The 12,456-nt window shown below is 44.5% G+C and carries 13 protein-coding genes; all 13 read left to right on the top strand.

Translation table 11 applies throughout. The annotated features are described in order from the left end of the window. Positions 1 to 9 precede the first annotated feature (9 nt). The 13 genes from IT393_09755 to IT393_09695 all read left to right on the top strand — a co-directional run bounded on the left by IT393_09755 (position 10) and on the right by IT393_09695 (position 12,442). Positions 10 to 480, top strand: coding sequence for a 6,7-dimethyl-8-ribityllumazine synthase (locus IT393_09755; GenBank protein ID MCC7202928.1), 471 nt, complete (start codon positions 10 to 12; stop codon positions 478 to 480). A 12-nt stretch (positions 481 to 492) separates the two neighbouring features. Beyond that, complete coding sequence (nusB, locus tag IT393_09750) at positions 493 to 930, top strand: transcription antitermination factor NusB (protein MCC7202927.1); 438 nt, start codon at positions 493 to 495, stop codon at positions 928 to 930. After that, positions 927 to 2,222 carry an adenylosuccinate lyase gene (locus IT393_09745; protein MCC7202926.1) on the top strand — a complete coding sequence of 432 codons (1,296 nt, stop codon included), beginning with the start codon at positions 927 to 929 and terminating at the stop codon, positions 2,220 to 2,222. The genes nusB and IT393_09745 overlap by 4 nt, the downstream gene beginning before the upstream one ends. Before the next feature lie 37 nt (positions 2,223 to 2,259). Continuing rightward, positions 2,260 to 2,502, top strand: coding sequence for a phosphoribosylformylglycinamidine synthase subunit PurS (gene purS / locus IT393_09740; protein MCC7202925.1), 243 nt, complete (start codon positions 2,260 to 2,262; stop codon positions 2,500 to 2,502). A 30-nt stretch (positions 2,503 to 2,532) separates the two neighbouring features. Continuing rightward, positions 2,533 to 3,564: a DUF4388 domain-containing protein gene (locus tag IT393_09735; protein MCC7202924.1), complete on the top strand. Its 1,032-nt coding sequence runs from the start codon at positions 2,533 to 2,535 to the stop codon at positions 3,562 to 3,564. After that, complete coding sequence (locus IT393_09730; GenBank protein MCC7202923.1) at positions 3,557 to 5,530, top strand: chemotaxis protein CheA; 1,974 nt, start codon at positions 3,557 to 3,559, stop codon at positions 5,528 to 5,530. The genes IT393_09735 and IT393_09730 overlap by 8 nt, the downstream gene beginning before the upstream one ends. A 69-nt stretch (positions 5,531 to 5,599) precedes the next feature. Next, the gene (locus IT393_09725) at positions 5,600 to 6,526 is read left to right on the top strand and encodes a diguanylate cyclase (protein MCC7202922.1); all 927 of its coding nucleotides are present in this window, start codon (positions 5,600 to 5,602) and stop codon (positions 6,524 to 6,526) included. Positions 6,527 to 6,541: 15 nt separating this feature from the next. Beyond that, entirely contained in the window at positions 6,542 to 7,033 is a 492-nt protein-coding gene (locus tag IT393_09720; GenBank protein MCC7202921.1) for a purine-binding chemotaxis protein CheW, read from the top strand. Next, a complete protein-coding gene (locus IT393_09715) occupies positions 7,030 to 7,692 on the top strand; it encodes a response regulator transcription factor (protein ID MCC7202920.1) in 663 nt (220 codons plus the stop codon). The genes IT393_09720 and IT393_09715 overlap by 4 nt, the downstream gene beginning before the upstream one ends. A gap of 50 nt (positions 7,693 to 7,742) precedes the next feature. After that, positions 7,743 to 8,450: a phosphoribosylformylglycinamidine synthase subunit PurQ gene (gene purQ, locus IT393_09710; protein ID MCC7202919.1), complete on the top strand. Its 708-nt coding sequence runs from the start codon at positions 7,743 to 7,745 to the stop codon at positions 8,448 to 8,450. Between the two features lie 10 nt (positions 8,451 to 8,460). Then, positions 8,461 to 10,683: a phosphoribosylformylglycinamidine synthase subunit PurL gene (gene purL, locus IT393_09705; GenBank protein MCC7202918.1), complete on the top strand. Its 2,223-nt coding sequence runs from the start codon at positions 8,461 to 8,463 to the stop codon at positions 10,681 to 10,683. 8 nt (positions 10,684 to 10,691) lie between these two features. Continuing rightward, positions 10,692 to 12,068 (top strand): amidophosphoribosyltransferase, encoded by a 1,377-nt coding sequence (locus IT393_09700; protein ID MCC7202917.1) that lies wholly within the window; start codon positions 10,692 to 10,694, stop codon positions 12,066 to 12,068. Positions 12,069 to 12,082: 14 nt separating this feature from the next. Beyond that, positions 12,083 to 12,442, top strand: coding sequence for a PilZ domain-containing protein (locus tag IT393_09695; GenBank protein MCC7202916.1), 360 nt, complete (start codon positions 12,083 to 12,085; stop codon positions 12,440 to 12,442). Positions 12,443 to 12,456: the final 14 nt, after the last annotated feature.

The raw sequence follows: 12,456 nt of genomic DNA, 5'->3' as shown, positions 1-12,456 counted from the left end.
GAGGTGTTTATGCCTGAACCAATTGAGGGTGCAATAGCCGGGAAGGGTTTAAAGTTTGGAGTTGTTGTGAGCAGGTTTAATGATTTTATAACGAGCAGGCTGCTGACAGGAGCCATGGATGCCTTCAAACAGTGTAATGTGGAGGACAATAACATCACAGTCGTCAGGGTGCCAGGGTCTTTTGAGATCCCCATGGTTGCAAAGAAAATGGCTGCGTCTGACAAGTACAATGCCATTGTCTGTCTTGGCGCAGTTATACGGGGTGCAACGCCTCACTTCGAGTATATCTCTGCAGAAGTGACGAAGGGCATAGCGGGTATTGCCCTGGACAGCGGGATTCCCGTTATTTATGGTGTTCTGACCACTGACAGTGTGGATCAGGCCATAGAGAGGGCAGGCACAAAGAACAGAAACAGGGGATGGGATGCCGCACTGCAGGCGATTGAGATGGCCAACCTGTATAAACTGCTTTCCAAATAATCAGGCCGTATGATGGGATACCGGAGAAAATCAAGGGAATATGCATTACAGATGTTGTATCAGTTTGATGTAAGTCATCAGTCTGCCGGCCTCACGGCCGGTTTTTGGGCAGACAAAGATGTGCCGGCAAACATTGTGGAATTTGCCAATAATATAGTTGAGGGCGTGATAAAGAATCTCGGTTTGATAGATGAAAAGATCAGGCTGTCAGCCAGCAACTGGAGCATTGAAAGGATGGCTATTGTTGATCGTAATATACTGAGGATGTCCGTGTTTGAACTGCTCTATATTAAGGAGATACCTGTAAAAGTTACTATAAACGAGGCTATTGAAATTGCAAAGAGATTTGGTGAAGAAGAGTCGGGCTCCTTCGTCAACGGGATACTTGACAGGATAGTGAAGGATCACCAGGATTTACTTTCAGATAAATTACAGGAAAGGATCATATGATTGAAAGATATTCACTTCCGGGGATGAAGCAGGTATGGGAGCCTGAGAACAAGTTTAAAAAATGGCTTGCAATTGAAATCCTGGCCTGTGAGGCTTTGTCGCAAAAAGGTGAGATACCTGAATCTGCCCTCCGTGTGATAAAAGAGAAGGCCGTTATAAATACAGAGCGGATCAACGAGATTGAGCTTGATGTAAAACATGATGTTATAGCCTTTTTGACTGCTGTATCCGAGTGCATCGGTGATGAGGCCAAGTACCTACATCTTGGATTAACTTCTTCAGATGTCCTTGACACGGGGCTTGCACTTCAGCTGAGGGATGCTTCAGACATCATACTTGATGATCTTAACAGGCTTTTGGAGGTTCTGAAGGAGAAGGCATATGCGTACAAAGATACTGTGATGATGGGCCGGTCTCACGGCATACATGCAGAGCCTGTAACGTTTGGACTCAAGATGGCATTATGGTACGAGGAGACAAAAAGGAATATTGTACGTCTGTTAAACGCCCGGGACGGCATTTCTTACGGCAAGATCTCAGGTGCTGTGGGCACTTTTGCCAATATACCTCCGTATGTGGAAGAGTATGTTTGCAACAAACTTGGATTGAAACCTGCACCGGTATCAACTCAGATAATGCAGAGGGACAGACACGCTGAATTTATGTGTACACTTGCCATAACAGCCGGCAGCCTTGATAAATTCGCAACAGAGATAAGGCACCTTCAGCGGACAGAGGTGCTGGAGGTTGAGGAGCCTTTTACCAAAGGGCAGAAAGGTTCATCCGCGATGCCTCACAAGAGAAATCCTGTGGGTTGTGAAAATATAAGCGGACTCGCAAGGATTGTCCGTTCAAATTGCCTTGCAGCTCTCGAAAATATACCGTTATGGCATGAGCGTGACATCAGTCATTCTTCTGTCGAGCGGGTTATAATGCCTGACAGCACGATTCTTATTGACTATATGCTTAACAGATTGATAAATATTATAAGGGACATGGTTGTGTATCCTGAAAATATGATAAAGAACCTTAATCTGACCCACGGACTTATAAATTCACAGCGTGTGCTTCTTGAACTGGTGAGAAAGGGGATGGACAGAGATAAGGCATACAGATTGGTACAGAAAAATGCCATGAATGCATGGAACATTGGTGCGGATTTTCAGAAGCTCCTTCTGGATGATGCTGATGTAATGCAGTTGTTGAGTGAGGCTGAGGTCAGATCATGCTTTGATATCGGGTACCATTTAAAGAATGTAGATTATATTTTCAACAGGGTATACGGAAAATAGGCGGCCTGAATGATCCGGCTGCCGGAGGGAGGGTGATTTGAAGGTAAACGTCTATGTTACGCTCAAGGAGGGGATTCTGGACCCTCAGGGTAAGGCAGTAAAGCATTCATTGCATACCCTTGGATATTCTGCAGTTAATGATGTCAGGATAGGCAAGTATATTGAGCTTAGCCTTGACAATACCACAGGGGCAGATATTGAGTCTCAGATTAAAGAGATGTGCAATAATCTTCTTGCTAATACTATCGTAGAGGATTTCCGATATGAGATTAAAAAATAAGTCTTGATTTATTCCCGGAATCCTTAAATTATGAGCCTTGAAGGACATTTATCAGATCTCAGCCTTCCTGACATACTTCAGATAGTCCACATAAGTAAAAAAAGCGGTGTTTTAAATTTGGAAAGCCAGGCCGGTAAAGGGCGGGTGGTTTTTCATGAAGGTCAGATACTTTATGCCTCCATGCAGGGGAAAGAAATGCTGGGAGAGAGGCTGATCAGGGAAGGTAAGTTAAAGGAAGACGACCTTGAAATCGCACTCAGGATCCAAAAGGACAGGAAGGTGTATGAACCGTTAGGTTCCATTCTGACAGAGAATAAATTTATCGGCAAAGATGTCCTTGAAAACCTTATACAGTCGCTGGTCAAAGAGGTTATTTATGAGATGCTTTCATGGGACGAAGGGGTCTTTCGTTTTGAGCCTGAACAGCCAATGCCATATGTGTCCCAGGGCATAAGCGTCAGTACTGAGTACATACTTCTTGAAGGGACGAGACTGAGAGATGAAGGAAAGAAGGTTATATCGTCTGTGGATGAGAAAAATACTTCTGAAACGCCGGCCGGCAATTCCGGATCTCGTTCCGATACCATTGTTTCGCTGATTGAAGAGCTCAGGATCCCGTGTGTTCGCACAGAGATGCTGGTTATGATCCTCAGGATTGCCGGTGAATCGCTGGGCAGGGCTGTCATCTTTAAAATCAAAGGAGGCAGCGCAATTGGGTTTGGGCAGGTTGGTATATCAATGGGGGCAACAGAAAAAAGGATAAAGGATTTACGTATTCCTGTTGATAAACCTTCGGTAATTAAAAATGCGATGGAAAACCTGCAGGCATACAGGGGGCTGCTTCCTGAGACAGACTGGAACTCCTATATCGTAAAACATCTGGGTGAAGGTGTGCCTGAGGAGGTTTTCATAGCGCCATTGATTGAAGGTAAAGAGGTAACGGCCGTATTATACGGTGACAACCTGCCTGGAAGGAGCAAGATAGACGACACGTCAGCCCTTGAGGCCTTTGTCAGGATTGCAGGTATAGCGTTGACAGCTTCAAAACCTCAAAATGAGTAACCCGGGAAATGACTATAAAGAGTTTCTGACAGAGGCAGAAGATATTATCCAACACCTCAACAAAAACCTCTGTATCCTCAAGACATCCTGTAATTCAGCGAAGGTGCACGATCCTGACGTCGTTAATGCATTGTTTCGCGGGATCCATACCTTAAAAGGCATATCTGATGTAACCGGTTTTTCAAGAATCAGTTCCTTAAGTCACAGACTTGAAGATTTACTGGATTCCCTGAGGTTCGGCAGGATTAAGTTAAATTATGATGTTGTAGATGCTTTGTTCGAGGTAGCGGACAAATTTACTGCACTTCTGAATGATATAAATGAACAGGGGAATGAGTATTCCGACATAGCTCCTGCAGTCGAAAGGATTGGCAAGCTTCTTAAAGTCAGGATTCAGGATGATACAGGTGCAAATATTAACAGCAGGATGCCACATGAGTTAGCTGCCAAACTCTCGGATTTCGAACAATACAGGGTTATGGCGTCTCATAAGCAGGGTCGCAGGATATACAGTCTTATGGCACACATGCAGATTGACTGTGTAGACGGGGAGATGTCAGGATTAAGGGAGTATCTGACTGGTTGCGGGGAGATCATTGCAGTTATCCCTGTATCCGGTTTTTCTTCTGATGACATGATGTCTTTTGAGATACTGTTCTCTTCGGACAATAATACTATATCTCACCCTGCCATCGTCTCCGTAACCCGGATTATGGAGGTGAAAGACACAGATGTCCCTGAGGCTGCGCCTCATTCTGCAAAGAGTATAACAAAAACTGTGAGAGTTGACATTGAACGGCTCGAAGATCTTCTGAATACTGTTGGTGATATATTATTATTAAACAGCTCCATGACTCACTCAATAAATGACATAAAGATTAAATACGGCTACAATGTAACATTTCTTGACGTTAACAGATGTAATAAATTGCTGAACAGGAAGATTGCAGCGCTGCGCGACGGGCTTCTGGATATCCGATTGGTGCCAGTAGGAGTGCTGTTTGAAAGGCTATTCAGAATAGTGGATTTGTTGTCAAAGGAGTTGTCCAGGAAGGTAAGTCTTGAAGTTTCCGGCGGAGATACGAGGCTTGACAGGTCTATGATAGAAGAGCTTGCAGACCCGCTTATGCACTTAATACGTAATGCAATTGACCACGGTATAGAGGATGAAAAAGTGCGCAGGGAAAGAGGCAAGGATCCTGACGGAATTATAAGAGTTAGCGCCGTGCAGAAGGACAGCAATGTTGTTATTGAAATTGAAGATGATGGCAGAGGGTTAAATTTCGATTCTATATACAACTCTGCGCTTGGAATGGGCCTGATCATGGCTGATGAAAGGGATGAAAGAAGTCTCATGCAGGTGCTCTTCAAGCCTGGCTTTACCACTAAAGATACAACTGATGACGTATCCGGAAGGGGGGTTGGTCTTGATGTTGTGGCACGAAACATTGAGGCTTTGTCCGGTATGATAGATGTTGAGACAACTTACGGAAAAGGAACCATATTCAGGATTACCATTCCGGTATCCCTGCTGATAGTGAGGGCATTAATAGTATCCGCTTCAGGAAAAGAATTTGCAATACCTTTAAATTCCATATCAGAGAATTTGAGGTTGAGAGAGTGTGATATAAAGATTATAAGGGATAGGGAGTGCATTAATCTCAGGGGGGATTATCTGCCGCTTGTCAGATTGAATGATGTTATGAAATATCACGGAGCAGCGGTTGCGGATACCCTTCAAAAGGACAGATACGTCATAATTGCCGGCCTGGCACAGAAGAAAATGGGTATAATAGTTGACAAACTGTATGGCCAGAGAGAGATACTTGTTAAACATCCCGGCAAATTACTTAAGGATGTTCCGTGTATAGCAGGTTTTGCTGAGATAGATACACAGAAAATTGTGCCTGTAATTGATATAGCCGGCCTGACAGACAGGACATTCTGCAGCCGGGTTCCTTTCTGACAACGCAGGGACGTTGTACGAAGCCATTATTTCTTAAGATTATCAGTCAGCTTCCGAAAAGTCGTAAGAATGAATAACAGTGTCCTGATAATTGATGATTCCCACCTTATGAGACAGAAGGTAAAGGAAAGTCTCAGGAATGCAAATCTTTTTGAAAACTATTTCGAGGCCAATGACGGTTTCAGCGCCATAAAGATCTTATCCAGAGAAGAGATTGACATGATGATCTGTGATGTAATGATGCCTGGGATGGATGGTTTCAGATTGATGGAAATGCTGAGCAGGGAAAAAAGGTTTGATGACCTAATGGTCATAATGTTGTCTGCCAACAGGGGGATATATGACAAGATCAGGGGGCTGGAGAGTGGTGCAATTGACTACATGACGAAGCCCTTTCATCCTCACGAACTTGCTCTAAGAGTAAATATCTTACTAAGATTAAAAGGCCTTCAGAAAGAGCTCAAGGCAAAGATTACAGAGCTGGAACATGTGAGTGTCGTGGATTCCCTGACCGGTTTATATAATCAGAGATATTTGTATGGTACACTCAGAAGGGAGTATAACAGGAGTGAGAGATTCAATCTGAAGCTTTCCCTTATTATTCTTGATATTGATAATTTTAAGGACATTAACGACACGTTCGGGCATCAGCGCGGCGATGAAATCATACGGGAAGTCGCAAGACTCCTGCAGGTAATGTTGAGGGGATATGATTTTGCAGTAAGGTACGGAGGGGATGAGTTTATCATTGTCCTTTCACAGAATACAGTTATAGGATCACATATAGTTGCGGAACGTATCCGAAGGCTGATTGAAGAAAATCCCCTGCTGATAGAACTAAACGGAGGAAGGCAGGTAACTGCAAGCATTGGCGTATCAACATTCCCTGATGATACCAAGGATGGGTGTGATGCCCTCATAAACAAGGCTGATCAGGCATTGTATAAGGCAAAACGTGAAGGAAGAAACCGCGTTGCATACGGCAGCGGCCGGTGATCTCTTGAGACAGCTATGAATTACGCTCCAGGCGTAGATGAAAAAGACAGGGACTCTTTGTCAGACTGCACTGCAGAAGTTTCCGAATTCCAGTCGGATAAATACCTCATTTTCAGTGTTTCAGGTCAGGAATATGCAATGGATGCCGCAATTATTGTGGAAGTGATCCACTATGTGGATGTGACAGAGGTCCCCAACACATTTTCATATGTAAGGGGTGTATTGTCATTAAGGGGCACTGTCATTCCAATTATTGATTTCATGGAATATATTGGACTAACAGCCACCACAGTGAAGGTCAACACGCGTATACTTATTGTCAATTTTAATGATATGCTTGTCGGAATGCTTGTTGATTCAACAAGCGGGGTTGTTTCAATTTCCCCGGAAAGTTTCCGCCCGGTTCCCGAATTTATCGGAAAAGAAAACCTGAGGTTTTACAGGGCTGCCATGGATTACAACAGCAGGTTGATTCTGCTGATTGAAACCAGTATGGAGAAGACATGAACGGCGTATCAGAAGACACAATTATTATATGTACAGATGATGACGGTTTGAACGGGCTTATCGCCTCCATACTTGGACCTGAAGGCTTTACGCTTATTTCTGCGTTAAATCAACGCATGATATTCAGTCTGATTGAAACGTATATGCCTGTAGCCGTAATTGCAGATTCAGGACTTCCTGAGATTATGGGGAAAAAAACATGGAGGATAATTAAGGGTATTGAGCGGTTCAGTGATACCAGGATTATCCTGGTTACCGGAAATTCCATGCAGCAGGAAAAGGATGAGATTGAGCATGTTGATGAGGTGATTGAAATTGACCTCCTCAGCACAGGTCTCCTTCCGGCAGTTTACAAATATTGTTCACATGGTATTCCATGTAAACAAACGGATGGGGTGGTTCAGTTAAACGAAGATGCAAGCAGGCTGGCCAGGGCAATAGTATCCGATATAATTATTTATAACTCTGATGCGGCATACAAGGGTGCAGCAGATGGCACTTTTTATGACATCCTGAAGGATGAAATCGAAAAAGGTATGGCAATATACAGGCAGAGATTCTGTGTACACACAAACCCACCAGATCTGCCTGATTATTTCAATGATGCAATCAGGGATTTTATAAGTAAAACGCAGCAGTGCAATTTGGTCTTGCCGTAAAAGTTTGATTCCTGATATAATACTCAAACAGAGAAGATACCACTTAAAATATGAAATTTGCAATAATTGTATTTCCAGGTTCTAATTGTGACCATGATTGCTATAACATCGTAAAGAATGTATTAGGCAGGCCTGCAAGTTTTGTCTGGCACAAGGAAAAAGACCTCTCTCAATATGATGCTGTTATCCTGCCCGGCGGATTCTCGTATGGCGACTATCTCAGGACAGGGGCGATGGCTTGTCTTTCTCCTGTCATGACATCGTTAAAGGAATTTGCAGGGAGGGGAGGGCTTGTCCTTGGTATATGCAACGGTTTCCAGATCCTTCTTGAGGCAGGACTTCTGCCTGGTGTCATGCTGAGAAACAAATCCTTAAAGTTTATCTGTAAAAACGTCTACCTGAGGGTTGATAATATCAACACCCCGTTTACCCTCAGGTACTTTGAAAACCAGGTTGCCAAAATGCCTATAGCCCACGCTGAAGGCAATTATTATGTTGACAGCGAAACATACTCTCACCTGAAAAAGAACAATCAGATCATATTCAGATATTCCAGACAAAACGGAGAGATAGATGAAGCTGCCAATCCAAACGGATCAGTAGGTAATATCGCAGGTATATGTAATGACAAAGGAAACGTCCTCGGCATGATGCCTCATCCAGAACGATGCGGGGAGCAGATACTTGGCGGAACGGACGGGTATACCCTTTTTGAGTCAATGATATATTATGTTGAAAAGATGACTAACAGGTCATAGCTGAGGGAGAATCTTGATATCAAGAGAAATAATTGAGTCACACGGATTTACAGATGAAGAATACCAGAGGATATTAAAGATCCTTGGCCGGGAGCCTGGGATTGTGGAGTTGGGCATCTTCTCTGTAATGTGGAGTGAGCACTGCAGTTACAAGAGCTCAAGGATACACCTGAGGAAATTCCCAACAAAAGGCGACAGGGTATTGCAGGGGCCAGGTGAGAATGCCGGCGTAATAGACCTTGGGGATGGTCTTGCAGCTGTCTTTAAGATGGAAAGCCACAACCATCCGTCATTTATAGAACCATATCAGGGCGCTGCAACAGGCGTTGGGGGCATTCTGAGGGATATATTCACTATGGGCGCAAGACCGGTGGCGATACTTGATTCGCTTCGTTTCGGCGATATAAAAGTGCCCCGTAACAGGCATCTTTTCTCAGGGGTGGTAAGCGGCATAGCAGGTTATGGAAATTGTATCGGGGTGCCGACCGTTGGCGGTGAAATATATTTCGATGAGATATACAACAATAACATCCTTGTAAATGTATTTGCCCTTGGAATAGTCAGGAAGGACAGGATTTTTAAAGGGGTGGCAAGCGGTGTTGGCAACCCTGTCATTTATGTCGGCTCAAAGACAGGCAGGGATGGAATCCATGGCGCTACAATGGCCTCTGACGTCTTTGATGAAACCTCTGAGGCTAAAAGGCCCACTGTTCAGGTAGGCGACCCGTTTACAGAAAAACTCCTGCTCGAGGCCTGCCTCGAGGTCATGCACAAGGGGCTTATAGTAGGAATACAGGATATGGGTGCGGCTGGGCTGACAAGTTCATCCTGTGAGATGGCCGGAAGGGCAGGGACCGGGATTGATATTCATATTGACCTGGTCCCTGTGAGAGAAGCCGGTATGACCCCTTACGAGGTAATGCTGTCAGAGTCTCAGGAACGTATGCTAATAGTGACTGTACCTGAAAAAGAAAAAGATGTTATGGAGATATTTCATAAGTGGGACCTTGACGCAGTAGTAATTGGAAAGGTTACGGATACAAGGAGGATACGGGTTATCAACAATGGCGATGTGACGGCAGATATCCCGATAGATTCCCTTACAGATGAGGCCCCGCTTTATGACAGAAAAACGTCCCCTCCGCCTTATCTTGACATCCTTCATGATCTTGACATGGAAAATCTGCCTGTTCCACAGGACCCTGGAAATGTACTTCTGACACTCCTGGCTTCCCCGACAATTGCTTCCAAGGAATGGGTATTCAGGCAATATGACCATATGGTCCGGACTGACACTGTCGTTGTTCCCGGGTCTGATTCTGCGGTTATCAGGATAAAGGGGACTAACAAAGGTATAGCAATGACTGCTGATTGCAACAGCCGTTACTGCTTCTCTGATCCGCACGCAGGTGGTGCAATAGCTGTTGCGGAGGCGGCCAGAAATATAACTTGTGCCGGAGGCGAACCGGTTGGTCTGACAGATTGCCTTAATTTTGGAAATCCCGAAAGGCCTGAGATTATGTGGCAATTTCAGCAGGCCATAGAGGGTATATCCGCTGCCTGCAGAAAATTCAACATACCTGTTATCAGCGGCAACGTAAGCTTCTATAATGAGACCAACGATATATCAATTTATCCTACTCCAATAATAGGAATGGCAGGCGTTATTGACGATATATCAAGGTTCATGACACATTATTTCAAGAAGGAAGGGGATGTTGTTATCCTGTTAGGCAATAGCCTCGAAGAACTTGGTATGAGCGAGTACCTTCGGGAGATACACTATAAAGTGCGGGGGCTCCCTCCGTTCCTTGACCTGGATCTGGAAAAAAAGGTGCAGGAACTTTGTCTTTATGGGATAAAAGAGGGTATAATTAAATCAGCGCATGATACGTCAGAGGGTGGGCTTGCAGTAGCCCTTGCCGAGTGTTGTATGCATTCTGAAGGCAATGGAAATCATGGTGCAATAATTGAACTTACCGATGAAATCAGAGTGGATGCCCTTCTCTTTGGCGAAAGTCAGTCAAGGATTATAATTACAGTCAACCCTGAGAGGGTTAAAGATTTGAATGAAGTCGCCCGGAAAATGATGACCCCTTTTACGGTAATAGGAAAAGTTACCGGAGAAAGGCTCGTGATCAGACATAAGACAACGACAGTCATTGATTTGCCAGTGAGCCGCATGGCTGACGTATGGAAACGTGCAATTCCGGCGTATCTTGGGGAAGAATAGGAATACACATGTGTGGAATATTCGGCGTATATAATCACAATGAGGCGGCAAACCTCACTTATCTTGGACTCCACGGACTCCAGCACAGGGGGCAGGAAGGGTCCGGCATAGTTTCTTCTGATGGAAGCAAGCTTTATTGCAAAAAGGGAATGGGACTTGTTTCAGAGATATTCAAGGATGACAACTTCTCGCGTCTTAAGGGGATGAGCGCCATAGGTCATAACAGATATTCAACTTATGGCGAGAGCATAATTGAAAACGTACAGCCTGTAGTCGTCAACTTTGCAATGGGCTCCCTCGCCCTGGCACATAATGGCAATCTGGTCAATGCGTCATTTCTAAGGAGCGAGCTTGAGGCGCATGGTTCAATATTCCAGTCTACAATTGACAGTGAGGTCATAGTTCACCTGATAGCCCTTTCGAGGGAGAGGACTATACTTGACAGGTTAATTGATGCACTGAGAAAGGTAAAGGGTGCATACTCACTCCTCATTTTAACGGAAAAGGAGATGATCGGTGTAAGAGATGCCTATGGTTTCCGGCCGCTGTCACTGGGTGAACTCAATGGTTCATTTGTACTCTCTTCTGAGACAAGCTCATTTGAGTTGATTGGGGCTCGTTTTATCCGGGACATTCTGCCTGGTGAAGTTGTGGTTATCAATAACAACGGTCTTACCTCATATATGCCGTTTGAAAAGGCAAATGAGGCTTATTGTATTTTCGAACATATCTACTTTGCGCGTCCCGACAGCTATGTATATGGTGAAAGTGTTAATATTATAAGAAAGAAGATGGGTATGGAGCTGGCAAGAGAGTCTGTCGTAGAGGCAGATATCGTTATTCCGGTTCCGGACTCAGGGACACCTGCAGCCATGGGATTTGCTGAGGCCAGCGGTATACCTTTTGACAATGGACTAATAAGGAGTCACTATGTCGGCAGGACATTTATAGTTCCCAAGCAGTCTATAAGAAACTTCGGTGTAAGACTCAAGTTAAATCCTGTCAAGGAAGTCTTAAAGGGTAAAAGGGTTATAGTCGTTGATGATTCTATTGTCAGGGGCACCACAAGCAAGAAGATTGTTACAATGTTGCGGGAGGCCGGTGCAAGCGAGGTGCACATGCGGATTGCATCGCCGCCGGTGAAATATTCGTGTTTTTACGGTATAGACACTCCGACAAGGAGAGAGCTTGTTGCGTCTAAGATGGGTGTGGATGAAATAGGCAGGCAATTAACTGCGGATACCCTTGCATATCTCAGTATTGAGGGGATGTTAAGAGCTGTCAGTAACCCGCCGGACAAATTCTGCGTGGCATGTTTTAATGGCAGCTATCCAATACCATTTAGTGATGATGAAATCAATCAACTTGGTCTTTTTGATGTTTGATAACTTACTAACGCATGAATAGTGACAGGCGAAGGTTCTTACGCGCACCTCTTTCCCTTTCGATTAAATACCACAGTCCTGATAGTATCGTGATTGAGGAGGGGTTCACCTCTACTATAGGAGGTGGAGGTCTCTTCATAGAGACATTCCATCCAATGTCTGCCAACGAGGTCGTTACTGTTGAGCTGTTCCTTCCTGGTGATACAGACAAGACGGTTATAGAAGGTGTGGTAGTATGGGCACGGAAGGAATTTGCAGGAGATATTGCCCCTGGCATGGGTATAAAATTTATCAGGATTTCCCTGAAAGATAAAAAAAAGATCAGCGATCTTGTATCAAGGACTCTGGGCGGTAAGGCTGATGGAGGGGTATAAGATTTAGATCAGAA

Source organism: Nitrospirota bacterium, from assembly GCA_020851375.1.
Classification (GTDB): domain Bacteria; phylum Nitrospirota; class 9FT-COMBO-42-15; order HDB-SIOI813; family HDB-SIOI813; genus RBG-16-43-11.
Note: the sequence above shows the minus strand (reverse complement) of the source record. Positions and strands in the feature narration are given on the sequence as shown.